Source organism: Bacillus sp. AF23 (assembly GCF_020861455.1).
In the GTDB taxonomy this organism is placed as follows: domain Bacteria; phylum Bacillota; class Bacilli; order Bacillales; family Bacillaceae; genus Bacillus; species Bacillus halotolerans.
The window spans coordinates 69,045-94,962 of the sequence record NZ_JAJHVY010000021.1 but is presented as its reverse complement, the minus strand read 5'-3'; the positions used below and the strand labels follow the sequence as shown (position 1 = coordinate 94,962).

General features: G+C 44.8%; 23 protein-coding genes. 14 read left to right on the top strand and 9 right to left on the bottom strand.

Annotated features, from left to right (window positions below):
• Window positions 1–67: 67 nt before the first annotated feature.
• From treC to LNN34_RS12295, 3 genes are all read left to right on the top strand, one after another.
• Entirely contained in the window at window positions 68–1,756 is a 1,689-nt protein-coding gene (gene treC, locus LNN34_RS12305; RefSeq protein ID WP_215510747.1) for an alpha,alpha-phosphotrehalase, read from the top strand.
• Window positions 1,757–1,776: 20 nt separating this feature from the next.
• Window positions 1,777–2,493, top strand: coding sequence for a trehalose operon repressor (gene treR / locus LNN34_RS12300; RefSeq protein WP_215510746.1), 717 nt, complete (start codon window positions 1,777–1,779; stop codon window positions 2,491–2,493).
• A 138-nt stretch (window positions 2,494–2,631) separates the two neighbouring features.
• Window positions 2,632–3,297, top strand: coding sequence for an NAD(P)H-dependent oxidoreductase (locus LNN34_RS12295; protein ID WP_099043431.1), 666 nt, complete (start codon window positions 2,632–2,634; stop codon window positions 3,295–3,297).
• A gap of 33 nt (window positions 3,298–3,330) precedes the next feature.
• Here LNN34_RS12295 and LNN34_RS12290 read toward each other — a convergent pair whose 3' ends face one another.
• On the bottom strand, window positions 3,331–7,707 hold the full coding sequence (locus tag LNN34_RS12290) for a multifunctional 2',3'-cyclic-nucleotide 2'-phosphodiesterase/3'-nucleotidase/5'-nucleotidase (RefSeq protein ID WP_229043539.1): 4,377 nt from the start codon (window positions 7,705–7,707) through the stop codon (window positions 3,331–3,333).
• A 242-nt stretch (window positions 7,708–7,949) separates the two neighbouring features.
• On the opposite strand from LNN34_RS12290, the gene LNN34_RS12285 reads away from it, so the two are divergent.
• Window positions 7,950–8,468 carry a type 1 glutamine amidotransferase domain-containing protein gene (locus LNN34_RS12285; protein WP_059336024.1) on the top strand — a complete coding sequence of 173 codons (519 nt, stop codon included), beginning with the start codon at window positions 7,950–7,952 and terminating at the stop codon, window positions 8,466–8,468.
• A 34-nt stretch (window positions 8,469–8,502) separates the two neighbouring features.
• On the opposite strand, the gene LNN34_RS12280 is transcribed toward LNN34_RS12285, so the two are convergent.
• Together LNN34_RS12280 and LNN34_RS12275 are read right to left on the bottom strand one after the other, a co-directional pair.
• The gene (locus LNN34_RS12280; RefSeq protein WP_202656801.1) at window positions 8,503–9,699 is read right to left on the bottom strand and encodes an MFS transporter; all 1,197 of its coding nucleotides are present in this window, start codon (window positions 9,697–9,699) and stop codon (window positions 8,503–8,505) included.
• A 163-nt stretch (window positions 9,700–9,862) separates the two neighbouring features.
• Window positions 9,863–10,078, bottom strand: coding sequence for a DUF1128 domain-containing protein (locus LNN34_RS12275; protein ID WP_044163637.1), 216 nt, complete (start codon window positions 10,076–10,078; stop codon window positions 9,863–9,865).
• A gap of 201 nt (window positions 10,079–10,279) precedes the next feature.
• Between LNN34_RS12275 and LNN34_RS12270 the strand changes: the two genes are divergently transcribed.
• From LNN34_RS12270 to LNN34_RS12260, 3 genes are read left to right on the top strand one after another with little or no spacing between them, the layout of a single operon-like run.
• Entirely contained in the window at window positions 10,280–10,750 is a 471-nt protein-coding gene (locus LNN34_RS12270; RefSeq protein ID WP_106295815.1) for a low molecular weight protein-tyrosine-phosphatase, read from the top strand.
• Window positions 10,751–10,768: 18 nt separating this feature from the next.
• Window positions 10,769–11,092, top strand: a complete 324-nt coding sequence (locus tag LNN34_RS12265; RefSeq protein ID WP_099043428.1) for a hypothetical protein — start codon at window positions 10,769–10,771, stop codon at window positions 11,090–11,092.
• A gap of 23 nt (window positions 11,093–11,115) precedes the next feature.
• Window positions 11,116–11,943, top strand: a complete 828-nt coding sequence (locus tag LNN34_RS12260; protein ID WP_044163642.1) for a YihY family inner membrane protein — start codon at window positions 11,116–11,118, stop codon at window positions 11,941–11,943.
• Between the two features lie 198 nt (window positions 11,944–12,141).
• Here LNN34_RS12260 and LNN34_RS12255 read toward each other — a convergent pair whose 3' ends face one another.
• The gene (locus LNN34_RS12255) at window positions 12,142–13,317 is read right to left on the bottom strand and encodes an MFS transporter (protein ID WP_044163643.1); all 1,176 of its coding nucleotides are present in this window, start codon (window positions 13,315–13,317) and stop codon (window positions 12,142–12,144) included.
• Window positions 13,318–13,484: 167 nt separating this feature from the next.
• Here LNN34_RS12255 and cax point away from each other — a divergent pair, with 167 nt between their 5' ends.
• A complete protein-coding gene (gene cax, locus LNN34_RS12250) occupies window positions 13,485–14,540 on the top strand; it encodes a calcium/proton exchanger (RefSeq protein ID WP_024120588.1) in 1,056 nt (351 codons plus the stop codon).
• A gap of 70 nt (window positions 14,541–14,610) precedes the next feature.
• Window positions 14,611–15,405, top strand: coding sequence for a YfkD famly protein (locus LNN34_RS12245; RefSeq protein ID WP_082687919.1), 795 nt, complete (start codon window positions 14,611–14,613; stop codon window positions 15,403–15,405).
• A gap of 34 nt (window positions 15,406–15,439) precedes the next feature.
• Here the strand turns inward: LNN34_RS12245 and mscC are convergent, their stop codons facing one another.
• Both mscC and yfkAB read right to left on the bottom strand, forming a co-directional pair.
• Window positions 15,440–16,282 (bottom strand): mechanosensitive ion channel protein MscC, encoded by an 843-nt coding sequence (gene mscC, locus LNN34_RS12240; RefSeq protein ID WP_083504394.1) that lies wholly within the window; start codon window positions 16,280–16,282, stop codon window positions 15,440–15,442.
• Window positions 16,283–17,404 carry a radical SAM/CxCxxxxC motif protein YfkAB gene (yfkAB, locus tag LNN34_RS12235; RefSeq protein WP_044163646.1) on the bottom strand — a complete coding sequence of 374 codons (1,122 nt, stop codon included), beginning with the start codon at window positions 17,402–17,404 and terminating at the stop codon, window positions 16,283–16,285.
• Between the two features lie 145 nt (window positions 17,405–17,549).
• Here yfkAB and LNN34_RS12230 point away from each other — a divergent pair, with 145 nt between their 5' ends.
• Together LNN34_RS12230 and pdaA are read left to right on the top strand one after the other, a co-directional pair.
• Window positions 17,550–17,735 (top strand): SE1561 family protein, encoded by a 186-nt coding sequence (locus tag LNN34_RS12230; protein WP_010333401.1) that lies wholly within the window; start codon window positions 17,550–17,552, stop codon window positions 17,733–17,735.
• Between the two features lie 99 nt (window positions 17,736–17,834).
• Entirely contained in the window at window positions 17,835–18,626 is a 792-nt protein-coding gene (gene pdaA, locus LNN34_RS12225) for a delta-lactam-biosynthetic de-N-acetylase (protein ID WP_229043538.1), read from the top strand.
• A gap of 34 nt (window positions 18,627–18,660) precedes the next feature.
• Here the strand turns inward: pdaA and LNN34_RS12220 are convergent, their stop codons facing one another.
• Window positions 18,661–19,524 carry an NAD(P)-dependent oxidoreductase gene (locus LNN34_RS12220; RefSeq protein ID WP_229043537.1) on the bottom strand — a complete coding sequence of 288 codons (864 nt, stop codon included), beginning with the start codon at window positions 19,522–19,524 and terminating at the stop codon, window positions 18,661–18,663.
• Between the two features lie 100 nt (window positions 19,525–19,624).
• Complete coding sequence (gene corA, locus LNN34_RS12215) at window positions 19,625–20,584, bottom strand: magnesium/cobalt transporter CorA (RefSeq protein WP_044163648.1); 960 nt, start codon at window positions 20,582–20,584, stop codon at window positions 19,625–19,627.
• 118 nt (window positions 20,585–20,702) lie between these two features.
• Between corA and LNN34_RS12210 the strand changes: the two genes are divergently transcribed.
• From LNN34_RS12210 to LNN34_RS12200, 3 genes are all read left to right on the top strand, one after another.
• The gene (locus tag LNN34_RS12210; protein ID WP_229043536.1) at window positions 20,703–21,566 is read left to right on the top strand and encodes a DNA-3-methyladenine glycosylase family protein; all 864 of its coding nucleotides are present in this window, start codon (window positions 20,703–20,705) and stop codon (window positions 21,564–21,566) included.
• A 113-nt stretch (window positions 21,567–21,679) separates the two neighbouring features.
• The gene (gene rlmD, locus LNN34_RS12205; RefSeq protein WP_151174844.1) at window positions 21,680–23,080 is read left to right on the top strand and encodes a 23S rRNA (uracil(1939)-C(5))-methyltransferase RlmD; all 1,401 of its coding nucleotides are present in this window, start codon (window positions 21,680–21,682) and stop codon (window positions 23,078–23,080) included.
• Window positions 23,081–23,296: 216 nt separating this feature from the next.
• Entirely contained in the window at window positions 23,297–24,466 is a 1,170-nt protein-coding gene (locus LNN34_RS12200; RefSeq protein WP_229043535.1) for a hypothetical protein, read from the top strand.
• 245 nt (window positions 24,467–24,711) lie between these two features.
• Here LNN34_RS12200 and LNN34_RS12195 read toward each other — a convergent pair whose 3' ends face one another.
• A complete protein-coding gene (locus LNN34_RS12195) occupies window positions 24,712–25,848 on the bottom strand; it encodes a hypothetical protein (RefSeq protein ID WP_229043534.1) in 1,137 nt (378 codons plus the stop codon).
• Window positions 25,849–25,918 lie beyond the last annotated feature (70 nt).

The window sequence follows — 25,918 nt, the reverse complement described above, 5'->3', positions numbered from 1 at the left end:
GGGAGCGGGACGTATTTTTGACGGTCCCTTTTCCCATTTTCATTAAAAAAGACGGTGGTGGAGACAGATGAAAACAGAACAAACACCATGGTGGAAAAAAGCCGTGGTTTATCAAATTTATCCGAAAAGCTTTAAAGATACGACGGGAAACGGCATTGGCGATTTGAATGGAATTATTGAAAAGCTTGATTACTTAAAAACGCTTCAGGTGGATGTTCTTTGGCTAACGCCGATTTACGACTCGCCACAGCATGATAATGGGTATGATATTCGTGATTACTATACGATTTATCAAGAGTACGGCACAATGGAAGATTTTGAACGCTTATTAGCTGAAGCGCACAAAAGAGGCTTAAAAGTCGTCATGGATCTTGTAGTCAATCATACGTCAACTGAGCACAAATGGTTTAGAGAGGCGATTTCTTCAAAAGACAGCCCATACCGTGATTTTTATATATGGAAAAACCCGAACGAAGACGGGACAGCCCCGACAAACTGGGAATCGAAATTCGGCGGCTCGGCATGGAAGCTTGACGAAGCCTCAGGCCAATATTATCTGCACCTATTTGATGTCACACAGGCTGATTTGAATTGGGAAAATGAAGAGGTCAGAAAGCATGTCTATGAGATGATGCATTTTTGGTTTGAAAAAGGAATTGATGGCTTCAGGCTTGATGTCATTAATCTGATTTCAAAAGACCAGCGCTTTCCGAATGCGGAAAACGGCGATGATGGCCGTACCTTTTACACTGACGGGCCGCGGGTGCATGAATTTCTGCATGAAATGAACGAAAAGGTGTTTTCACATTATGACAGCATGACGGTCGGTGAGATGTCTTCTACATCGATTGACCATTGCATCCGATATACAAATCCCGGCAATGAAGAGCTTGATATGACGTTTAACTTCCATCATCTCAAGGTCGATTATCCAAACGGAGAAAAATGGGCCTTGGCTCCGTTCGATTTTCTGAAGCTGAAGGAGATCTTATCTGTATGGCAGACGGAGATGCAGGCGGGAGGGGGCTGGAACGCTTTGTTCTGGTGCAATCACGATCAGCCGCGCATTGTATCGAGATATGGAAATGACGGTCCATATCGGGTGAAATCAGCAAAAATGCTTGCGACGGCCATTCATATGATGCAGGGCACGCCTTATATTTATCAGGGTGAAGAGCTCGGCATGACCAATCCGAAGTTTACCGGCATCAGCTCCTATCGGGATGTCGAGTCGCTGAACATGTATCACGCCTTCAAGAAAAAAGGCATGGCGGAGAAAGAGATTTTAGCCATTTTACAGGAAAAATCCCGTGACAATTCCAGAACACCTGTCCAGTGGGATGATACGCCGAATGCCGGATTTACAACAGGCACGCCATGGATACCGGCCGCCGGAAATTACCGGGAGATCAATGCTGAGGCGGCACTGAAGGACAAACACTCGGTCTTTTATCACTACCGGAAGCTGATCCAGATCCGAAAAACCTATGACATTGTCACAGAGGGAACGTATGAATTGATCGCAAAGGATGATCCGAACGTTTTTGCGTATATGAGACATGGCGAAAATGAGAAGCTGCTCATCATCAATAATTTTTACGGGACGGAGGCAGCCTTTACACTGCCGGACACGCTGAAGCCCGGCGAGTGGAAGGCAGAGGTGCTTCTGACAAACGATGAAGAGAGAGAAGAACTGAAGAATATGACGCTCCGCCCGTATGAGTCCATTGTTTATCATTTAACAAAACCGTGCTAAACTAAGCTGGGTGGTCATAAATGAAGGTGAATAAATTTATCACAATCTATAAAGACATCGCACAGCAAATTGAAGACGGCCGATGGAAGGCGGAGGAGATTCTTCCGTCTGAACATGAATTGACCGCACAGTACGGCACATCAAGAGAAACGGTTCGAAAGGCGCTTCACATGCTGGCTCAAAATGGATATATCCAGAAAATCAGGGGGAAAGGCTCCGTGATTCTCAACCGTGAAAAAATGCAGTTTCCGGTCTCAGGGCTTGTCAGCTTCAAGGAACTGGCGCAAACTTTGGGAAAAGAAACGAAAACAGCCGTTCACAAATTCGGGCTGGTGCCCCCGTCAGACCTGATCCAAAAACAGCTTCGGGCACAGCCGGATGATGACATATGGGAAGTGATCAGGTCAAGAAAAATTGACGGGGAGCATGTCATTTTGGACAAGGACTACTTTTTCAGAAAGCATGTGCCTCACCTGACGAAAGAAATTTGCGAAAACTCCATTTATGAATATATTGAAGGAGAGCTTGGTCTTTCGATCAGTTATGCGCAGAAAGAAATTGTGGCCGAGCCGTGTGCGGATGAGGACAGGGAATTGCTTGATTTACGAGGCTATGACCATATGGTGGTTGTGAGAAACTATGTCTTTTTAGAGGATACAAGTCTCTTTCAATATACGGAAAGCAGACACCGTCTGGACAAATTCAGGTTTGTCGATTTTGCGCGACGGGGAAAATAAAGAGCGCCTGCCTGCGGCAGAGCGCTTTTTTCTCTTGGTATCAAAATTGATACTATCATACAAAAATGTGCGTACTTTTACTTTTTGTGAGAATGGCTACAATAGAAGTGAGAGTAACCAAAAGGAGAGGTGCTTAACATGGCAGATGTAAAGAAACAAATTCTGGACGCATACCATTTCAGACATGCGACAAAGGAATTTGACCCGAATAAAAAAGTATCAGACAGCGATTTTGAATTTATTTTAGAAACAGGAAGACTGTCTCCAAGTTCACTCGGCCTTGAGCCTTGGAAATTCGTTGTTGTCCAAAATCCCGAATTCCGCGAAAAGCTTCGCGAATACACATGGGGCGCGCAAAAGCAGCTTCCGACAGCAAGCCATTTCGTCCTGATTCTGGCGCGTACAGCGAAGGATATCAAATATAATGCGGACTACATCAAACGTCATTTAAAAGAAGTAAAACAAATGCCGCAAGACGTGTATGAAGGTTATCTCAGCAAAACAGAGGAGTTCCAGAAGCACGATTTGCATTTGCTTGAAAGCGACAGAACCCTGTTTGACTGGGCATCAAAACAAACCTATATCGCGCTTGGCAACATGATGACAGCCGCTGCGCAAATCGGCGTTGATTCCTGCCCTGTGGAAGGCTTCCAATATGATGAAATTCATCGCATCCTTGAAGAAGAAGGCCTTCTGGAAAACGGAAGCTTTGATATTTCTGTGATGGTGGCATTCGGCTACCGTGTGCGAGACCCTCGTCCGAAAACAAGATCTGCAGTTGAAGATGTTGTGAAATGGGTATAAAAACGAAAGCTGCTCGATAACGAGCAGCTTTTTTTATGCCTGATTCGCTCTATTCTGTTTTCTCCTCTGATGCAAGTACATTGCCGTACCGAGTGCGCTGATCAGAAATCCGGCCAACAGGATCGAGTATATGGATGTGGCTGTGTCCGGAAGGAGGCCGCCAGCCGGACCATCGGTTCCAGATCCGCCCGATCCATTTGTTGGTTCAGTGCCGGGAGGTGTTTGATCGCCGCCTTTGCCGTCATTCGGCTGCTTTCCGCCTGGATTGTCGGGCCCTCCGCCATTCTTGCCGTCATCACCGCCGCCTGTCGGCTGATCGGATGGGAACGCCGGCGGTTTATCGTGAGCACCGGAATTTAAGATCGTGTATTCGCTGAAGTGGTTTGTGTATCCTGTCACCATATCATCGTCAACTGATCCGTTATCTGTCTTTGTGAAAGCTTTCTTTTTCCTGTCGACATGATAAATGGCAGGGTTATGGGCTTCTTCAATATCAAACATGCGAAGCGAAAGCTGAACGGGCTCCTTGAATGATTTTATTTCTTTTCCTTTTTGCTTCACTGTAAAGTCATATACATTTGATAGGGAGACGTTTAATTCTCCCTTAGATTTGATTCCGATTTCAGTGTTCGCGGTTTTGATATTCGCCATTGGAAGCTTCATGCTGTACCAGTAGTTGAACACCGTCAGGGAAGGATCTAATTCTCTATCCTTCAATAGCTTGACCTGGTCTTTTTTCATTTTTAGATTGATTGGTTTCTCTTGTGATCCTTCAGACGTTTCATAATAGACAAACGGCTTGTTGGCGTTTTTGGCATAAATCGCAAATTTGTCTTCATCAAGTGTCCAGCTGCCGTCCTTCTGCTTTGTCGGCAGGAATACTTCTTTGATCCGTCCTTCAACTTTAGGAGAGACCTTGTTTCCTAGTTTTTTCAGCTGTTCGGTGAAAATCTCATAATCAACGTAGCCAAGGTCTTCACCATGGGAGGCTTCTGTAAAGACAGAATATCCGTCTCCTCCGGCACCGACAAAATGATTTGTTGCCACGCGGTAGGTATCATCCGTATTTATAGCAACTTTGTCTCCGTTAGGCGATTCAATTTTCACTTCTAACACACGGTGTCCAGGTTCGTTGTTTAATGTAAAGGTATATTCGATTCCGGCCACCTGAGGGAAAGCGCCGCCGCCATTTTCTACATTGCTTAGGCCTTGTTCAAGGGCTTCTTTAATTTGTTTTCCGGTCAAATCGGCCACGTAAAGCGTATTGCCGAACGGCATCACGTTGAGCACCTCGCCGAGTGTGATATCCCCTTTGTCAATGCCGGCTCTGATGCCGCCGCCATTTGTTATCGCTATTCTGGCGCCGGCTGCTTCTTTCGCTTTTGCCAGCATACCGTCCGCGATGAAGTTTCCGAGATTCGTTTCTTTCGTGCGCACATGCTCACGCTGGCCGTCAAGCGCCACATCCGTATAGCCGACTTTTTCATTTTTCACGTCTTCTAATTCACTTTTGAACTGATCGAGCTCTTGTTTTGCTTCTGCGTTTTCTTCTGTATGTTCATCAATTGGCAGCACGCTCAAATTTGATTTGTCTGTTTGGACAACGCCATTTTCATCAAACGCGACATCGACACGCCCTAAGAATTTGCCGTATTCTTTTGCCTGTGCCACGATCGTCGGTTCGTCGTTTTCCACGACTTCCATTTTGTCCACGAGAGTGTGGGTGTGTCCGCCGATGATCAAGTCAATGCCTTTCACTTTTTTGGCTAGCTCAAGATCGCGGTTATGCCCAATGTGGGTGAGCGCGATAATTTTGTTTACTTTTTCTTCTTCCTGAATCGTTTTCACGGTGTTCTGTGCAGTTTTAAATGCGTCGTTAAATACAATGCTTTTGCCCGGGCTTGATGTTGTGGCTGTGTCTTCGGTTGTCAGTCCGAACACGGCCACTTTCTCGCCGTCAACGTCTAACAGAATATACGGATGGATGCCCGGCTCTTTCTTTTCTCCCGCAGTAAAGGTCTGCGGCTTTTTGACATATGATTTTAGCTTAGGTTCATTTGATACATCCACGTTCGCGCTGACGATTGGGAAATCAGGCGCTTCAAAGTGATAGCGATTCGCCGGATCGACAGTTGTGCTGTTCCCGCTGAGAAAATCAGAAAGAACGGACGGACCTTTATCAAATTCGTGGTTTCCGAAGGTCATGGCGTCATAACCCATCATGTTCATCAGTTTCAGGTCGGCTAAACCGTTCCATTTCGTGAAATACAGGTCGCCGGAAAACACATCTCCCGCGTCAAGCAGGATGTTGTGGTCTGTTTCGTTTCTTACTTCGTTGATTTTCGTCATTCGTCTGGCTGCGTCATCAAGGTGAGCGTGCGTATCATTTGTATGCATGACGGTAAGATCCCATAATCCGCCTTCAGGAGGATCGGTATCTGAATCGTCGTCAAATTGAAGCTTGTACACGCCATAGCCTTCATTTGAAGAATGTCTCACATAAGCGACATCATCGGCTTTGTCCGCAAAAGGCTTGGCTAAAAGCGAAGATTCAAACGTCAAATTTGTGCCGGAAACCGGTGCAATCGACCAGTTGTTATCGGCCTTTGGGTTTAATGTTTTCTGTTCAATAATGTAATCCATCAGTACCTGTCTGTTTTCAACTGCGGAGCCGTGGACAATCTTATCACTCGTCAGATGAGGAAAACCGCCGCCGCCGGAGGCGCGGTAATTATTCGTGACTACGAGAAATTCCTGGCTCGGGCTGATCGGTTTGCCTTCATAGGAAAGGTTGATGATCCGGCTTGAATCCGCGTTGATCACTTTTCCGTTTTCGTTGTATTTGGCCGGTTTTGTGACATCGACCTGATAGGTGACGCCGTCAATCACGTCAAAGTTGTAGGAACGGAAATTCTCATTCAGCAAGGCCTGGTCGCCGCCTTTTGACGGATCGATATGATTAAATTGTCCAGCTGACATGTCGAGCCAGTCCTTCACCTCGCTGCCGGTCAGCTTCACGATCTGGAGGGTATTATCGTACAGATACAAGTCTCCGACGTTTTTAATCGCAAGATCCCCGGCCGGAATGTTTGTATAGTAATTGGCACCGTTTCTGCCGCCGGCTTTAAACGGCGCGCCTGCAGACAAAATTGGAAGATCCTTATACTCGGTATCCTTCATTTCATTTTCCGCGTACCATTTTTGCGCATCTGTCACAATTTGAATAGAAGGGTCGTCCTTGACTTGGGCAAAGAAGCTGTTAATGTCGGCTTCTGTTTTTCCGACAGGCTTTCTGACATATTCCAGCGTGTTTTGATGTGTTTGCTGAATGGCTTTTGTGACGGCTTCGTTTCTGGATGTGACGCTGCCGGAAATTGATTCGATGCTGCCCTTGGAATCTTCGACCTTCCACGAGCCGTCTGTTTTTTCAAGCTTGAGGTCAATGACGCCTAAGTATTTGCCCCAGCTGCTTGGCATGACGACCGGAATGCCGTTAATGGTTCCTTTTTCAACATCGAACTGAGCGGCACCCGCATATTCTGCGGAAGGGAAGAGTCCGTGCTGATGGCCCGAGACAATCGCATCAATGCCCTTTGTTTTCGTGGCCAGGTCAAAAACGGCGTTTTCTGCACCTGACGATTGCGTCTGCTTTTCAATACCAGTGTGGGCAAGGGCAATAATGACATCCGCGCCTTCTGCCTTCATTTTCGGAATCGTTTCATTGGCAGATTCGACGATATCCTGCACCTGAACCTGTCCTTCGAGATTCTTTTTGTCCCAGGTCATGATTTGCGGCGGGACAAAACCTATGTAGCCTACTTTGATCTTCTGTTCGTTTCCGTTTTCATCTGTGACTGTTTTCTCGTTAATAACATACGGCGTATAACGGTGTTCGCCGCCAGTTGTTTTCACATTGGCGTTTACAATCGGGAAATCGGCTCCTTTGATTGTGCCGTCGAGAAAGTCGAGCCCGTAATTGAATTCATGATTGCCAAGTGTTCCTGCGTCATACTTAAGCGCGTTCATGACGCTGATAATTGGGTGGGGTTTCGCGCCGGAGATAATGTTGTCTTTTTCGTATTTCACTGCGTATTCGCCCAGCGGATTTCCTTGAATCAAGTCACCGTTATCCACGAGCAAGGTGTTTGGGTTCTCCTGGCGGTGCTTTTGGATCAGCTGTGCCGTTCTGGCAAGCCCGAATTCTGTCGTTTCTTTGTCGCTGTAGTAATCGTAATCCATCATGTTGGCATGAATATCAGTTGTAGCCAAAATACTGAGATTCACTTGAGGAGCCGTGTTTTCTTCTGCATGAACGGGCAGTGTTGGGAGGATTAAGCTAAGTATCATAATTGGGGGCAGCAGAATACGGAGAATGTTACTGACGTCTTTTCGTCTTTTCTGTATTCTCACCAGTTCTCCACCTTTCAACGAAATTTGTGTTACTGGTTCTATTGTAAGAATATTTTGTAAGCATTTGTAGATGTTTCTTTATGATTATTGTAAAAGGGAGAAAAATAAGTATTATGTATCATCTTTGGGTGATGTGAATTGGGTCATTATGCTTATCGTTTGTCGGCTCTGCAAAATGTTTATTATATTGTGGCTGGGGTAGAGTGTTTTATGTAGACATATTAAGGGGGAGGTTATCAATCATGGGTAAAAAAATCGCAGTTGTGCTGACAGATTATTTCGAAGACAGCGAGTATACTGAACCAGCAAAAGCATTTAAAGAAGCGGGGCATGAGCTGACCGTTATCGAAAATGAAAAAGGGAAAACCGTAAAAGGCAAGCAGGGAAATGCGCAAGTCACAGTCGATGCGTCCATTGATGACGTAAACCCTTCCGACTTTGACGCGCTTTTAATTCCGGGGGGTTTTTCACCCGACCAGCTTCGTGCCGATGAGCGTTTCGTCCAGTTTACAAAAGCGTTTATGACGGACAAAAAGCCGGTATTTGCGATTTGTCACGGCCCGCAGCTGCTGATTACTGCTAAAGCGCTGGAAGGCAGAAAAGCGACAGGTTATACGTCCATTCGTGTAGATATGGAATACGCGGGGGCAGATGTCGTTGATCAGGAAGTCGTGGTTTGCCAAAATCAATTGGTCACCAGCCGCACGCCGGATGACATTCCTGCATTTAACCGCGAATCTTTGGCACTGCTTGAAAAATAACAAAAACGGACGCCCTGCGGGGACGTCCGTTTTTTCATGATAGCTTGGAACCTGCGGTCAGTTTATTGTATCTGTAATACAAAAAGGCAGCAGAGGCTGTTCCGATGACGGCAATGCCGAAGTCGAACATAAAGATATGGGCTATGCCTCCCGCTTTTGCGATGAGCCCGGTGGCGATCGGCAGCAGAATCGAGGCAATACTTGAAGCTGTCGCAACAATTCCGGTGACGGTGCCTTTGCGGTTCCAGAAAAGCTCTGTCATTAATGTAATGGTAATTTGAAACACACCCGCGGTTGAAAATCCTAAGAAAAAGGCTGTGATGTCCAGTACAACTGGGACGTGAACTGTCAGCATAACGGCAAGCGTACATAATGTAATAATCGGATACAGCAGCGTAATCATCACCGGTTTTACCCATCTGTTCAGCAGAAGGGCTAATAATAAAACAGATACCAAAGCGCCTATACTATAGTAGCTCAGCAATTGTACGGAAGCTGATTCAGCTAACCCTGCAGCCTTTTGGGCGAAGCTTGGAAGCCAGATTTGAGATACTGTGAATAAAGCCGTTGATGTAAAACCAATGATAATCAGCGCGGCGCCTTCTTTCTTCATGTCGGGTTCAGATAAGAAAGCAGGAGATCCCTGTTGCCCGGTGCTGATGGGCTGTTTCTGTTTTTTTGGCAGCGAAACCGCTGATAAGCAGAGGATGTTCAGCACATAGACAGCTGCCGGCAAATAAAATGCATATCCGTAGAATAGGCTATGGTCTGCCAAAACTGTAATCAGGAGCGGCAAAAGAGCGGCCCCGAGAGACATAAAAGCTTTTACCAAGACATTCGCCGAGCTGGGAGCAGTTGGGAAGAGCTCCGTTAAAGCCGGATATGTTCCTGCGTCCATGGCCGAATTTGCGACTCCGGCTAATAAAGCAAACACAAACGCAAGTTCATAACTCGGTGATAATGGAATACCGATTAAAAAGACAGCCATCAATCCGGCGGAAGCCACAATGAGCGGTTTTCTGCCTATTTTATCTGATAAAACGCCAGATATTCCGTATGTCAGCAGCTTGCCGAATCCGATAGCCGCAATCACATAACTGATGCCTGTCGGGTCGGTATTCCACTGCTTCGTTAAGGAGGACATGTTGGATGCGAGAATGATATTGACCATTCCGAGCAAGAAGTAGTTGATGTACATTCCGGTTGCTGTTTTGACGTATTTCGTTTTCATTCTAGTACTCCTTCAAAATCTTATTCGGCCATTTGCTGTATTCGCCGGCCTCAGGAAGCCCGGCGCCTTGCTGCCGCGTCTTTCCGGCTCCCTAATAAACGAAAGCAAAAAGAATCATCTTCATCAATAATAAAAAAGACTTGCCGGATGCCGGCAAGCCCCATTATTTTCGAAGTGATGCAAGTTCTTGAGCGATCGCCTGCATTTCGCTCGGGCTGAATGCTGCTTTTTTCATCACCATTTTATGAAGGTAGGTGAGGTCCTCTATTTTTTCGTCGCTGAAGTCTTCCGCTTTGATAACCCCGACATTCAGCATGTTCAGTTTTTGTGAAATCTCTTCAATCATTTGAGTTAATGTTTCTGTATTTTGGCTGGACAAATGATTCCATCCTTTCTTTCGCGTCATTTGGTATGTTTTATTCTAACAGAATTCCATCAGAAAAAAACCCTATTCTCATTTCGGCCATTTATTTCAAAAAAGTGGTGACATCAGTTGAAAAGTGATTGAACATCCTACTAAGATAGCGGTAAAGGTTTCTTTTTAGAGAAATATGGGCAAAGAATAGGGAGGTTGCACAACATGATCAGCGTGTTATTTGTTTGCTTGGGAAACATTTGCCGGTCTCCGATGGCGGAAGCGATATTTCGGGACTTGGCAGCGAAAAAAGGATTAGAGGGGAAAATCAGAACAGACTCAGCCGGCATCGGCGGCTGGCACGTCGGCAATCCTCCGCATGAAGGAACGCAGGAGATATTGCACAGAGAAGGGATCAGCTTTGAAGGCATGCTGGCGCGCCAGGTGCGCGAACAGGATTTAACCGATTTTGATTACATCATTGCGATGGATGCAGAAAATATCGGAAGCCTGAGAAGCATGGCGGGTTTTAAAAAAGCCGCACAGATCAAGAGGCTGCTTGACTACGTTGATGATTCAGATCTTGCGGACGTTCCCGACCCTTACTACACTGGGAACTTTGACGTGGTCTATCAATTGATCAGATCAGGCTGTGAGCATCTGCTTGCATCTATTCAAGAAGAAAAACAATTGTGAGGGAAAGGAGAGTTCATCATGAACAATGAACGCTGGTTGCTGAAAGGTGTCATTCTCGGAGCTGCGGCAGGCGCGGCGCTATCCTTGCTCCATAAGCCGACGAGACAGGCCTGCGGCATGAGATGGATGACGTGCAAGCATAAAATATCTCTGTACAAAAACAATCCTGAACTATTGAAAAACAATGTCATTACAAAAATTGATGAAGCCAAACAGCTGGCCCAGACGCTGTCAGATGAAGTCGGCTTCGTTAATCAGCAAGTCAAAGAGCTGAAGAAAACAACGCCGAAAGTGATGGAGCTGGTACAGGAAACAAAGGAACATTTTACAAAAGATAAATGATTAAACATTCGAGGTGAGACGACATGAACTTTCTGAAAGAGCTGTTCGGCAGATACACCCTTCATGAGGGACAAAGCAAATCTGCGGAGCTGGCGTATTTTTTTCTGTTATCGCTGTTCCCGTTTTTGATTTTTATGCTGACGCTCACCGCGTATCTTCCGATTTCTACAGATGACGTGCTGGGGGTTATAAAACAATACGCTCCCGGAAGTGCGATGTCCCTCGTTGAATCCATTACCCACCAAACATTAAATGACCGAAACGGCGGATTGCTGTCATTCGGGATCATCGCGGCGTTATGGTCTGCGTCTAATGGAATGAATGCCATCGTCAGATCGTTAAACCACGCGTATGAAGTGGAGGAAAACCGCTCTTTTATCATTGTACGTCTAACCTCAATTTTTCTGACGATCGCCATGGTGTTTACCATTTTAGTTGCCTTGCTTCTGCCGGTATTCGGCCGGCAGATCGGAATGCTTGCTGCGGACTTTGTCGGCGCTTCGGACCTGTTTTTATCCATCTGGACGGCGATCCGCTGGGGAGTCAGCCCGCTTGTGCTGCTGATTGTTTTTTCCGCTTTGTACGTCATCGCGCCTAACAAAAAGCTGTCGCTTCGCTTTGTAATGCCGGGTGCGCTGTTTGCGGCCATCGGCTGGATTGTCGTCAGCACCCTGTTTTCGTTTTACGTCAGTACATTTGCGAACTATAGCGCCACATACGGAAGCATTGGGGGGATCATCGTCCTGATGATCTGGTTTTACTTAAGCGGGATTTTAATTATTTTAGGGGGAGAAATCAACGCGCTTTTACATAAACGTAAAAAGCTTCCTGATGAAAATCCCTACAATTAGCGCACCCTATAAAGGAACTTCAGTTCAAAAATGATCCGGGGGGCAAAACGTGATGACAAAGCATACGAAAAAAGGCGGAAGCCATAACAAACAGAACTCAAAGAGCAAATCGAGTCATAAAACAAGCGGAAGTGCCAACGGACAAAACGGCTATCATTAGAACAAAAGCCTCCTGACTTTGTGTCAGGAGGCTTTTTCTTATGAAGAGGAAGAATAGGTCTCAGCCGCTGGCCAGCTTTTTGGTTTGCCTAAAGCGATAGCGAGCCAGACAGCGGCCAGAATGAGGGTAATCAAATAAAACAAGTTAGCACTTTCGAAGGTTTGCATATACCAGCCGCCTGCAATCGGCCCGAAAATGCTGCCGAGACTGAATGAAATGCCGCATAGCAAATTCCCCGCCGGAAGCAGGTGGGACGGAAGAAGGTCTGTCATAAAGCTGATGCCGAGTGTAAAGGTTGACCCGACTGCCATGCCCGCAATAAAGAAGCAGCAGCCGATCACGTAAGGAAAAGGGAACACGCCTGCGATGAGAAAGCAAAAGGCCCCCGTCAGCAAAATCACAAGCAGCACATTCCGTCTTCCGTATTTATCGCTGAGAATGCCGAGCGGGAATTGAAAAATAATGCTTCCGATCGCAAATGCAGGAAGAATCAAAGCGACGGCGTCCACAGATAAACCCAGACGCAGCGCATACACAGGAAAGCTGCCGTTTAATGCAGTCTCCAGAAATCCGTACCCGAACGTAGGCATAAACGCAACCCATGCAAACAGCATAGCCTGGTAAAAGCGTCTGAAACTATTGTCTGATTTGGTTTCGTGAGGGCTGGTTTCCGGGTATGCATTTTGTAGCAAGAAAACAAAGAGCCACGCAAGCAAACTGATGCAGCCTGACACGATAAAAGGCAGTGCCGGACTCAGCTTAACAAACGGGACCATAAACGGGCCCGCAGCAAAACCAAGACCAAAGGAGAGTCCGTAAATGGAAAGATTTCTCCCGCGGTTTTGCTTTGACGACATGGAGGTCACCCACGTTTGCGTAGAAAAGTGAAGCATATGGTCGCCGATCCCGATGAAAAGACGAAGCAGGAACCACACCCAAACCGACTGAAGCCAAATGAACCCGAACAAGCTTAAAATGACGATGCTTCCGCCAATGACGATCAGCGGTTTGAAGCCCAGTTTTCTAAGCGGAGCCTCCATAAACGGAGAAGCCAATAGCACTCCGATGTACAGCCCGGTCGCATGCAGGCCGTTCATCGCCGCTGATTCACCATTTGTTTCAAAGATAATCGAGATGACGGGGAGCAGCATGCCCTGTGAAAACCCGGATATGGAAACGAGCAAAACCAGAATAGAAAAATGCATTCGTGACATCGTGTCTGTTCTCCTTTGTGAGATCTATGTTGATCGTACACCGATTTCCAAAAGGCGGCAACCTGAAAAAAGCCTATATCGCGCGCAAACATTTGACCTCGTGTAATCATGATGATTTTTGTGAAGAATAAAAATAAAACAAGTCATACTAAAGGAGTCAATTCACTATGAATCGTATCTTTTTTATATTAGTGGCGGCTGGTGTTCCGCTTTCGGTTATCGGCAGTTTGATGCATTGGCCTTCTGCCATTCTCTTTGCAGTCTATTGTGTAACAATTATTGCTCTGGCAAGCTATATGGGAAGAGCGACAGAATCGCTGTCCATTATTGCCGGGCCGCGGATCGGCGGTCTGTTGAACGCCACCTTCGGGAATGCGGTTGAGCTGATTATTTCGCTATTTGCATTAAAGGAAGGCCTTACAGGAATCGTGCTTGCCTCTTTAACAGGTTCAGTGCTGGGAAATCTCCTGCTGGTTGCGGGGTTATCGTTTTTTGTCGGCGGTTTAAAATACAAGCGGCAGGAGTTTAATATCCATGATGCACGCCATAATTCCGGGCTTTTGATTTTCGCCATTATTGTGGCTTTCGTAATTCCTGAGGTATTTTCGGTTGGAATGGGGGATACAAGCAAGCTTAATTTAAGCATCGGCATCAGCATCATTTTGATTCTGTTATATGTGGCGGCTCTGTACTTTAAGCTTGTCACGCACCGCGGTGTATATCAGCCGAACAATGCTGTCCAGCCTGAGGAAGAGGAGCAGCCGGAATGGTCAGGGAAGGTTGCCACGATTGTTTTGTTTGCGGCAACAATTGTCGTGGCGTACATATCCGAAAATCTGGTGCACACATTCCACTCGGTTGCTGAACAGTTCGGCTGGAGCGAGCTGTTTATCGGGGTCATCATCGTTGCGATTGTCGGTAATGCGGCGGAACACGCGTCAGCCATCATTATGGCCTATAAAAATAAAATGGATATTGCGGTGGAGATCGCTGTCGGCTCCACTTTGCAGATTGCCATGTTTGTTGCGCCGGTTCTCGTGATCTGCTCTATCTTTTTCCCGGTAAGCATGCCGCTTGTGTTTACACTGCCGGAGCTTGTCGCGATGGTATCTTCCGTTCTCTTGATGATTGCCATTTCGAATGATGGTGATTCCAACTGGTTTGAAGGTGCCACGCTGCTAGCGGCTTATGTCATTATGGCGATCGGCTTTTTCCTTCTTTAACCTGAAAAAATGATGGATAACAACAAAGCGGGATGAAAAGACTAAGGGAAAATGCGATAGAAAGAGTGATATGATGAAAAAGCTATTTCATTCCACACTTATTGTGTTGTTATTCTTTAGTTTTTTCGGCGTTCAGCCCATCCACGCGAAGAAGCAGTTTAAGGTGCCTAATTCTGTAGCAAGCATTTCGAAGGAAAACACGTATCCGAATGCTTCACAGGATCAGCCGATGCTTCAGCCGAGCAAGCTGGCTAAGGAACTGCTGAGTTCATCAGAGGTACAGATCGAAAATCCGCACCTCATCAAAATGCTGAACGAGTCTACGGTCTCTGGCACACCGCTTGCGGTCGGCTACCGAGCCACAATATTTCTCGGGAAATGGGCGCTTGGATATGAATCGAATGAAACAGTCGCCAACTGGGAGTATAAAAAAATCAATACAAACCGCGCGGATAACCGCGGCGGAAAACAAACGGCTGAAATGCATTATGACCAAGAGCAGCAATATAGAGTAACGGGCGGCCTGACAGCAAAAGTTCCAAACACGGAAGATGTCAAAAGCATGATGATGCTGAAGGCGATGAAAAAAACAAATCTTCCGCTAGCATTTGAAACGGTCATCGGAGCGGGAACAAAACGAGATCAAATTTATAAAGTCGCTCCGAAAAAACTCGGTTATTTAAACGCATATGCTCCGGCTGTGAATGAAAAAGGGAAAGTGACTTACGGAGAAGTCTATTTAGTGCTCAAGGGCAATAAACGAAAACTTGTAGTGAAAAATGTCACGTCACAGGGAATCGGCGCGTGGATTCCGGTTCAAGACCATGTCACGTTTAGCTTCCAGCTTTCCTCACAGCCAAGATAAACAAAAAACTGATTCCGTTATGGAATCAGTTTTTTTATTGGGTTCTTTCGATTCTTACAGCTTCCTCAAGCATTTGCACATTGTTTTGGTACAGCTGGCGAACGAGCACCCGTCTGGCGGCAAGGCTGGCACTGAAATAATCTTCATCCCGGACCATGCCCTTTACGGTAAATTCAACCCCGCGGTTGATTTTATTCAAAGCGGTGATGCCGTGTATTTGAAATGGCTCTGTCGGGTTTCCGAATTCATCCCGCTTCAGTGAATCGCGAAGCTCTTCATTCAGCATGTCGCACGCTTCCTCCAGCACACTGTATACACGATCTGGATCTTCTTTAAAGCTGATGAGAAAGGATTCGGTAATCCGCATAAAATCAATATTATAATTTTCTATTTGTCTGACCTCACCGTTGCTGATGGTGAGAAGCTTTCCGCTCCATTCACGGATTTGCAGCGAGCGCAGGCCGATTTCTTCGACGGTGCCGTTAAATAAATTATTTACCGTCACATAATCGCCTTTATGAAGCTGGCGTTCATAAATTAAAAACACACCCGCCAGCACATCCTTAATCAGTGATTGGGCGCCAAAACCGATGACGATACCGGCTACGCCCGCCCCGGCTAAAATCTTGCCGAAATCATGCACAAATAAAGAAATAACATAAAAGATAAAACCGATCGTCGCCGTATATTGGGTGATAGAACGGACAAGGCTTTCAATGGTTTTCTCTTTTCTTTCTTCAATAAAGTCCGTCCGTTTAAAAAATAACTGCACCAATCGGTTAATGATAAAAACACCGATCCACAAAATGACGGCGACGAGGAGAATATCAACGATTTTATTCTGAAAAATCTCCGTAAGTGTTTCTTCCATCCGCATCTAACTCCTGGCTTGACGTTTTGAAAAATCTGTATCCTGGTAGTAGCTGTTTTTGACGAGAACGTTTGGTCCGAGGCACCGGACATTCGGGCAGTGGCAGTTCAGTTCTTTGGCCAGCTTTGTTTCTCTCCACTTTTGATAGGCGGAAGGCAGGCTGTCCGTCTGTATATTGCCGAGTGGCGGTGTATCGCCAAAGTCGGTCACAATAATATCCCCGTCAAAAATATTGACATTCAGGCGTGACCGGCCATCAGGGTCATTTCTCACTGTCACGTTTTTCGCCGTGCGAAGCCGGCGAAGCAGCTCTTGATCCTCTTCGTCAGGACTGCATGCGTAAAACGGCAGTGTGCCGAACAGCATCCATGTCTTTTCATCACGAATATCCAGCAAACGGTGAATCGCCTGTCTCATGTCCTTCAGGCTGAGAGATTCAAGGGCGCTCGCAAAATCACTCGGATACATCGGATGGATTTCATGACGCTGACATTTCATATCTTCTGTGATTTGGCGGTGAATATGCTCAATGTGCGGAAGTGTGCGTTTGTTCAGCATCGTTTCCGCTGATACCATCACTCCGGCATCCACTAGCTTGCGGCTGTTTTCGATCATTTTATCAAAATAGCGCGCGCGCTGTTCGAAGGTCGGTTTTCTGTCCATCATAGCAAAACCGATTTCCGCAAACTCTTCAACCGTTCCCCAGTTATGAGAAATATGTAACACATCAAGATACGGAATAATCCATTCGTATCGCTCGATATCGAGAGTCAGGTTTGAATTGATTTGGGTCCGCACCCCGCGCTCGTGGGCGTATTTCAATAACGGCACGACATATTCCTTTACAGATTTTAATGAAAGCATCGGCTCTCCGCCTGTAATACTGATGGATCTGAGGCGGGGAATTTCCTCCAGCCGTTTTAACAGAAGATCTATTGGCAGAGCATTCGGGTCTTTGGGCTGCAATGTATAGCCTACAGCGCAATGCTCGCATCTCATATTGCACAGTGTCGTCGTTGTAAATTCAACGTTCGTCAGCTGCATATCTCCATACTGGTCGACATCCATATAGGCTTCCCAAGGATCGAACTCAGGTGTAATCGGACGCAGCTTCGTGTTTTGTGTCATGACTATCTAACTCCTTTATAAATGGGGCATACTAACGCTGCCAACAGTTAATTTTAGACCTGATTTGCCAAGATCGCAAGTAGCGGGGCGATTGAAAAACAGCAAAAAATGAGCTACCATAATAAAAAATGAATGGAGGCGCAGAATGGGGAACGCAGTAAACAATAAAGATCAGCAGCTTGATTATTTAAAGAACAGACTAGACATGTTTATGAACGTCATCGATTCATTAGACCCTGAAGCAACAGACGTTGAAGATATAGACAGACTCATCGGCATGCTGGATGACCTGGAAGCCAAATATGAACGATTTAAAAAAGACTGGGAATAAAACCGCGCATGCCGCGGTTTTTTATATTGGCATTAAGCGTCAGTATAAAACAGGGCGCCTTTCTGTAAAATAAGAAAAAATGCAGAAGGAGCGCTGGCCATGAAGTGGATGTGTGCAATATGCTGCGCCGCCGTCCTGCTTGCAGCAGGAGCAAAAGAGGCAGATGCGGTACCGAATGAGCCGATTAATTGGGGCTTTAAGCGAAGCGTTAATCATCAGCCGCCAGATGCGGGAAAACAGCTGAACAGCCTGATCAAACAATATGACGCGTTTTATTTAGGCAATACAAAAGAAAAAACAATTTATTTAACATTTGATAACGGCTACGAAAATGGCTATACGCCAAAGGTGCTTGATGTCTTAAAAAAACATCACGTGACAGGAACGTTTTTTGTCACCGGGCATTTCGTGAAGGATCAGCCCGAGCTGATCAAACGGATGTCGGATGAAGGGCATATCATCGGCAACCACTCCTTTCACCATCCGGATCTGACGACAAAAACAGCAGACCAAATTCAGGATGAGCTTGATTCAGTCAGCGAGGAAGTTTATAAGATCACGGGAAAGCAGGACAACCTGTACTTACGGCCGCCGCGCGGCGTATTCAGTGAATATGTGCTGAAAGAAACAAAACGCATGGGCTATCAAACCGTTTTCTGGTCAGTCGCTTTTGTCGACTGGAAAATCAATCATCAAAAAGGAAAAAAATACGCCTACGACCACATGATCAAACAGGCGCATCCGGGTGCGATTTACCTGCTTCACACTGTCTCCAAGGACAATGCCGAGGCGCTGGACGATGCGATTACCGACCTGAAAAAACAAGGCTATACCTTTAAAAGCATTGATGACTTGATGTTTGAGAAAGAAATGAAGCTGCCGTCTTTGTAAGCAAGAAAGCCTCTCCGCAATGGAGAGGCTTTTTCTATTTTTCTATGCATTTTATTAAAGCGGCCCAATCTAGGTTTCCAAGCCCTTTTTCAATACCGTTTTCAAAATGGCTTTTCGCCAGCTCGGCAAGAGGGAGGTTTGCAGAAACCTGCTCCGCGGCGGCGAGCGCCAGATTGGTGTCCTTCAACCCTAATGACATTTTAAAGCCCGCCGGCTCAAATGTTTGCTCGGCCATGATCGTTCCGTAATTTTGATATACGGGGGAACCGAAAAGCGCGTTGGCGATCTCTAAAAATTGTTTTTGCTCTAGTCCGTATTTCTCCATCAACAGGAATGATTCAGATAACGCCTCCAGCATGGATATGAGCAGAAAATTGATGCTAATTTTCGCTGCGTTTGCTGTTTTGCTTTCTTCGCCGACGTCAAACACTTGCTGACTCAAGCTTTCGAGCAGAGGTTTTGCTGTTTTTTTCGCTTCCGCGGGTCCTGCCGCTATAATGCGAAGCGCGGCTTTTGCGGCGGCATCCGGTCTTCCCAGCACAGGAGCCGCAAGGAAGGATTGTCCTTTTTCTGCATGGGCGGCCGCGAGTTTTTCTGAGAACTCCACACTGATCGTGCTCATCGAAATGTGAATGCCATTCCCAGATAATCCTTCAATCAATCCGTCTTTGCCGAATGTCACGGCGCTGACAGAATTGTCATCAGAAAGCATTGTCACGACAATATCAGCGGTCTCGGCCGCCTGGCGCGGCGTTTCTGCCACTTGGGCGCCCTGGGATGCGAATTCCTCCGTCTTTTCTTTCGTCCGATTGTATACTGTCAAACGATAGCCTGCTTGTAGCACGTTTCGGGCAATGGGCTGTCCCATATTGCCGAGTCCGATCACAGCGATTTTCAATCTGATCACTCCCTGAACATTTTTTTTCATTATATACAAAATGAACAGGATATGCTGGAAATCGGCTTACCAAAATAAAAAGAACAGCTTCACGCTGTCCTCATTTAAAGATGTTGAACCATCCTTTATGTACAAACCATATCAGCATGCCGGCCACAAGAGCGGCCATCAGGCCAAGCACAGCAAAATATCCGTATTTCCAGTGAAGCTCCGGCATGTTGTCGAAGTTCATGCCGTAAACGCCGGCGATAAACGTGAGCGGGATAAAAATCGTAGACACGATGGTCAATGTCATCATAATCGCATTCATCCGGTTCGAATTCAGTGTCACGTAGCTGTCACGTAAATCGGACGTCATGTCGCGGTTAGATTCCACAATTTCTGAAAGTTTTAATAAATGATCGTAAATATCGCTGAAGTATGCCTTTGTTTCCCGCTGCTCTTTCACATGGTCAAGACTTAAAATCCGATACAGCAAATCACGCATCGGAATAATGGTCCGCCTGAGATGCAATAGGTCAGTTCTGAGCTCAAACACCTCGCTCATCAGTGTCCCGTACGTTTTGTGGCTGCGGCTGTCTTCAATCTCATTCAGCCGGTCTTCTATGTTGTACACCAGAGGAAAATATTCATCAACAAGCTGATCCATGATCATGTAAGAAATATGCCCCGGCCCTTTTTTAAACATGTCCGGTGAAGCATATAATCGCTCCCGGACTTTGGCGATACCGGGCGTTTCGTGTAAATGAAAGGTGACGACAAATGTTTCGCCTTGAAAGATATCGACTTCTTCGGTCTCAAGTGTTTCCTGATTCAGCGCATGAAGCACGTAAAAGCGATAGCCATCGTAATGGTCAAGCTTCGGGCGCTGCATATGCTGAAAGCAATCTTCAATCGCAAGCGGATGAAAATGAAAAAAATCTCTCAATAACGCGGTTTCCGTTTCCTCCGGGCCGTAAAAATCAACCCAGTACCACGCAATATCCGGCTGTTCAACCCGTTCGATCGGTATATTTTTCAAAAGCTGATGCTGTGTTGTGATAGCGGTAATGTTGATCATAAACAACCCTCCACCTGCCATTATATCATGCAGCCTTTTTCAGAAAAGTATACAGTGTTTTCTACAGGTTTCCAGCCGCATGGTATACTGAACAAAAAACGGAAAAAGGGCTGATCATATGTGGAAAGAAAAAGTATCGGTCACACCGCCGTACCATTTTGACCGTGTGCTCGACAGGCTGGCGTTAGACCCTCTGAATGCAGTTGATTTGAAAGCGCGGGACATAAGAGTGCCGATCAGAAATAAGGCCGGTGACGTATGTATTGTGAAGGTGCAGGCTTTAGGCCATGCGGACGAGCCCGAGTTTCTCGTCAGCGGGGAAACAGAGCAGGAAGACATGATGAAGGAAATCAAACGGATTTTTCAATGGGAACATGATTTGCAGCATGTCCTTGATCATTTCTCAAAAACGAATCTTTCCGCGATTTTTGAAGAGCATGCAGGCACGCCGCTTGTATTGGACTACAGCGTGTACAACTGTATCATGAAATGCATTGTGCACCAGCAGCTGAATCTATCTTTTGCGTACACCTTGACAGAACGGTTTGTCCATACGTTCGGCGAGCAGAAGGACGGCGTGTGGTGCTATCCGAAGCCGGAAACAATTGCGGCGCTGGATTATCAAGATCTCCGCGAGCTCCAGTTCAGCATGAGAAAAGCGGAATACGCCATTGATACGTCAAGGATGATTGCAGAAGGCACACTCGATTTGTCAGAGCTGCCCCAACTGACAGATGAAGACATCATGAAGAAACTGATCAAAATCAGAGGCATCGGCCCATGGACAGTACAAAACGTGCTGATGTTTGGGCTCGGACGGCCCAATTTATTCCCGCTGGCCGATATCGGACTGCAAAACGCGATCAAACGCCATTTCAATTTGGACGACAAACCGGCAAAGGATGTTATGCTCGCGATGAGCAAGGAGTGGGAGCCTTATTTGAGCTATGCGTCGTTGTATTTGTGGAGGAGTATAGAATAATTCGTCTGACAATGAAGGAAATCGTGCAAACGTGTTATACTAGAAAGATGTGAAAAAAACATTTCACTTTCTGCCATCTGCAGAAAGCTTCATATAGAAACGGAGAGAACAACGTGAACCAACAAAACAAAAAGGCGCTCGTCGAACTGAAAGTCGGACAGACCTTTCCGCTGACGATTAAACGTCTCGGAATTAACGGGGAAGGCGTCGGCTATTTCAAGAAAAAAGTCGTGTTCGTGCCTGGCGCGCTTCCTGGTGAAGAGGTTGTCGTCCAAGCGACGAAAGTGCAGCCGAAGTTCTCGGAGGGACGGATCAAGAAGATTCGCAAGGCTTCAGAGCATCGGGTGGCACCGCCTTGCCCTGTCTACGAGCAGTGCGGCGGATGTCAGCTTCAGCATCTTGCATACAGCCAGCAGCTTCGGGAAAAGCGCGACATCGTCATCCAGTCTCTGGAGCGCCATACGAAGTTTAAAGTCGAAAACATGGATATCAGAGAAACGGTCGGCATGGACAATCCATGGAATTACCGCAACAAAAGCCAATTCCAGATCGGACGCTCACAAAGCGGCAGCATCATCGCCGGCTTATACGGCCTTGATTCTCATGATATCGTGCCGATCAAAGACTGCGTCGTCCAGCATCCGGCAACAAATAAAACAACAGGCATCGTCCGCCGCATTTTAGAGGACTTCAATGTGTCTGTTTATAATGAAAGAAAACGAAAAGGCGACGTTCGCACGATCGTGACGAGAGTCGGCTTTGAAACAGGCGAAGTGCAGGTCGTGCTTGTGACAGCAAAAGAAACGCTTCCGCATAAGGAAGAAATCGTCAAAGCGATCCAAAAGCGCCTGCCTGAGGTGAAATCCATTATTCAAAATGTAAACGGAGCGAAAACCTCTGTGATTTTCGGTGAGAAATCAAAACCCCTCGCCGGACATACCGTAATTCAAGAGGTGCTCGGCGACGTATCTTTTGAATTGAGCGCCCGCGCCTTCTTCCAGCTCAACCCGGAGCAAACCGTCAAGCTGTATGACGAAGTGAAAAAAGCGGCGCAGCTGACCGGAAAAGAAAAAGTCGTTGACGCGTATTGCGGCGTCGGCACCATCGGAATGTGGGTGGCGGACGGAGCGAAGGAAGTCCGCGGCATGGACGTCATCAAGGAATCAATTGATGATGCCAAGAAAAACGCCAAAAAACACGGCATGACAAACGCCACGTACGTAACAGGAACAGCCGAGCACTGGCTCCCGAAATGGACGAAAGAAGGTTTCCGCCCGGACGTCGTCATCGTCGACCCGCCAAGAACTGGCTGTGACACTACGTTCCTGGACACGATCAAAAAAGTCAAACCGAAACGCTTTGTGTACGTTTCCTGCAATCCATCCACGCTTGCGAAGGATTTACAGGCGCTGTCGAAAGACTATCGCGTGGAATATATTCAGCCTGTCGATATGTTTCCGCAGACGGCTCACGTTGAAGCAGTGGCGAAGCTTGTATTGAAATCGTCTCATTAAGTCCTAATCAGATCTGGATTTCGGTAGAATAAACAATTCCGATTTCCGGGTCTTTTTCATGCGTAGACCTTTGCCCTGATTGTCTTTTCGATTCTTTCTTCCTCCTTTTAATAGCAATTCTAAAATATAAGATTTTTGGAAATTCTTCAACGATTTTTGTGTTAACTTCAACTATAATTGAACTGTAGTCTGTTTAATATAGAGAGAAGGGATATCTTGGATAAAAAATCATTTTTCGTAATTGAAAAACCAAAAGGAAACATAACAAAACTACCTTATTCACCTATAAAAGAATCTCTGTTACTAAACTTAAAAACTAGGAGTGAAAAGGGAGAAATAGAATTAAGGTGTGAGTGTTCTGATAAGATAGTGCTTAAAGTTTCCAATGCAAAATCACCGTATTTGTATAATTCTACCAGACAATTTAAACATTCCAAGGAATGTTGCCGACATCCTCAATTTGTGGGTTCAAGCCCATATGAAAAGGCTTGGAGCTATGATGAAGAAGAAGGGTTACACATTGTTAGAATTAAAGAATTACATCTTTCTCAGTCAGGAGATGATAAAGAGAGAAACAATAATGTTAGAAATAATGTTTTTTATCACGAAGGAACAGGGTCTAATAAAAATGTATCAACGGTTTTTGGCTTAGCCACAAGGATAAATATGATGGCGTGGGAAAGCATGGTGTTAGGCAAAAAACATAGAATTCCTAATGATAAAAATGAATTAGCTAGGCATGTTTATGGAATAGCGTCTCGAATTAGGTTATCTAGAAAAAGAAAAACATTAAACGAGATGTTTTATAAACAAGTAGGCATAAATAATGTAAAAGTAAAAAAAGAAATCTATTTTGTTTATATGTATGTAAATAGTGTAGCACTGCTTGGAGAAGATACTCTATTTGATAATACAAAAAAAGATATTCTGTATTGTAAAGATGCTTTTGGGCGAACTAATCGCTTTTATGTTGAAAAGGAGGAATATGAACAGAAGATTAAAATAGAACCGCATAGCCTTGAATATGTGGTAGCAGGTTTTGTGTATAAAGAAGACAAGTATCATAAATGTATGACTCTGAAAAACTACTGTTTAATACCAATATCTGACCGAGGTTTATATTGTGAAAGTTCTCATGAAAAAAGTATATATGATCGGTTATGTGAAGATAATCTAACATTTTATAAGCCTTATTTGCCAATAGAAGGTTATGGAAGTTTTATTCCGGATGGATATATTATCGATAAAGACAAGGATATAATATTTGAGGTGTTTGGTATTACTGGCATGTCCTCATATGATGAAAGAAAAGCAGAGAAAATTGCCTTATCTCAATCTGACTCCTTTAAGAGTATGTATAAATTTCAATATTGGGAAGTAAAGTGATAAGAATGGGATTTTGAAGATTAGTATAATAAACTGTGGAAACTGATGGAAAATGCAATTACAGATTGAGTTTTAATTGAATATGAATCAATCAATGCTTAACTGCATCCTCTCTAGGGTATTACTCCAACTGATAACTTTACAATTCTTGAGGGGGTAAACCAAGGAATGTTGATGAAGCAACATTCCTTTTTGGGTTTGTGAATAATCTTTTTTCATTGTCACAAGCAGGTAAAAAATTATAACTATTGTTTGTTTGAAAAGCCCATTCCTGCTTCCGAATTGATATTGGAAGCAGTTGCTAAACTACCACTCGCATTGATTCTTTTAAAATAGATTTTTCTTTGGTGCTCTTTGCTCAATTTTTTTGCTTCTACATGTAAGTAGTTAGAATGTTGATATATTTCTTCTGAATAACATATAAGAATGAAGAAACCACACTTAATATTTTCGGTTAATAAATATACGGGTAACTGATATTTTAGACCATGCGCAAATCTATTGTGACTTCCTAATTTAATTTCAATTAAACCCCTCATATTCTTGCCTTTAGAAATATAAAAATCAACTGTACCTCGACCAGTATCCACCTCTCTGGTTATTACTAGTTCAGTATCTTTTAGGTATGTACTAGTGAAGAGATCAAATAGCACTTGGACCTCTTTTTCGCCATATTCTCCTAATTTGTTATTTATAAGGGTATGACCTTTCTTATGAACAATATAATGATTAAAATTAGCGACTAATTCATTTATAAGATTATAAAATGATTCCTCTGTGTCTGCAGGAAAAACTTTAGGTTCTGTACTTGTTTGCATGTAATCCTTTAGTTCATTATACTCAGTCAAGATATCATTAGGCATTAACTCAGTATGGTAATCTAAATCAACATTATAAAGATTGTTAACTATGTATGGATTCTTCTTATAAGCCTCGAAATATTTGTGCACCTCAAGAAAATCTAAATCATCAAAGCATATTCCGATAAGGTCATTAGGCGTTTTAATAGTGTACAAGACATCAAATTCATCTTCAAAAAACATAACGTTGGGACAATACTTAATATAATTTGTAATCTCATCATTCAATAAGAATCCATCTTCGGATCCCTCGTAGACAAACAAAAGAATATTATATAGGACATATTCTTTCATTGAAGTTAATCTATGAGAATAATCATCCCTAATTTCTCTTTGGAGGCTTTTTAGAAAACCCATTGCATATTCTTCATCTTCTTGCTTATGCAAAGGAAAAACAGAAGCATAAATTTCTTCATAAGAAAGATTACTTCCTACTTCCATAAAGTGCTCAACTACAATATCAAGTAAATGATGAAGTGCGTACCTGAAGCTTTTAGATGAGTCAGCATACAAATCTAGCATATAAAAACTCCTTTTTATCTTATTATACAGAATATGTGAATGATTTATTGAAAATAATTTAATTTGCCGT

Bases quoted from the DNA above. Each gene is read 5' to 3' on its own strand.
- LNN34_RS12230 (WP_010333401.1), top strand. From the start codon at position 17,550: ATGGGGAACGCAGTAAACAATAAAGATCAGCAGCTTGATTATTTAAAG.
- yfkAB (WP_044163646.1), bottom strand. From the start codon at position 17,404: ATGACACAAAACACGAAGCTGCGTCCGATTACACCTGAGTTCGATCCT.
- LNN34_RS12280 (WP_202656801.1), bottom strand. From the start codon at position 9,699: ATGAAAACGAAATACGTCAAAACAGCAACCGGAATGTACATCAACTAC.
- treC (WP_215510747.1), top strand. From the start codon at position 68: ATGAAAACAGAACAAACACCATGGTGGAAAAAAGCCGTGGTTTATCAA.
- treR (WP_215510746.1), top strand. From the start codon at position 1,777: ATGAAGGTGAATAAATTTATCACAATCTATAAAGACATCGCACAGCAA.
- LNN34_RS12210 (WP_229043536.1), top strand. From the start codon at position 20,703: ATGTGGAAAGAAAAAGTATCGGTCACACCGCCGTACCATTTTGACCGT.
- LNN34_RS12265 (WP_099043428.1), top strand. From the start codon at position 10,769: ATGAACAATGAACGCTGGTTGCTGAAAGGTGTCATTCTCGGAGCTGCG.
- cax (WP_024120588.1), top strand. From the start codon at position 13,485: ATGAATCGTATCTTTTTTATATTAGTGGCGGCTGGTGTTCCGCTTTCG.
- LNN34_RS12270 (WP_106295815.1), top strand. From the start codon at position 10,280: ATGATCAGCGTGTTATTTGTTTGCTTGGGAAACATTTGCCGGTCTCCG.
- LNN34_RS12285 (WP_059336024.1), top strand. From the start codon at position 7,950: ATGGGTAAAAAAATCGCAGTTGTGCTGACAGATTATTTCGAAGACAGC.
- mscC (WP_083504394.1), bottom strand. From the start codon at position 16,282: ATGCGGATGGAAGAAACACTTACGGAGATTTTTCAGAATAAAATCGTT.
- pdaA (WP_229043538.1), top strand. From the start codon at position 17,835: ATGAAGTGGATGTGTGCAATATGCTGCGCCGCCGTCCTGCTTGCAGCA.
- LNN34_RS12195 (WP_229043534.1), bottom strand. From the start codon at position 25,848: ATGCTAGATTTGTATGCTGACTCATCTAAAAGCTTCAGGTACGCACTT.
- LNN34_RS12245 (WP_082687919.1), top strand. From the start codon at position 14,611: ATGATGAAAAAGCTATTTCATTCCACACTTATTGTGTTGTTATTCTTT.
- LNN34_RS12295 (WP_099043431.1), top strand. From the start codon at position 2,632: ATGGCAGATGTAAAGAAACAAATTCTGGACGCATACCATTTCAGACAT.
- LNN34_RS12255 (WP_044163643.1), bottom strand. From the start codon at position 13,317: ATGTCACGAATGCATTTTTCTATTCTGGTTTTGCTCGTTTCCATATCC.
- LNN34_RS12260 (WP_044163642.1), top strand. From the start codon at position 11,116: ATGAACTTTCTGAAAGAGCTGTTCGGCAGATACACCCTTCATGAGGGA.
- corA (WP_044163648.1), bottom strand. From the start codon at position 20,584: ATGATCAACATTACCGCTATCACAACACAGCATCAGCTTTTGAAAAAT.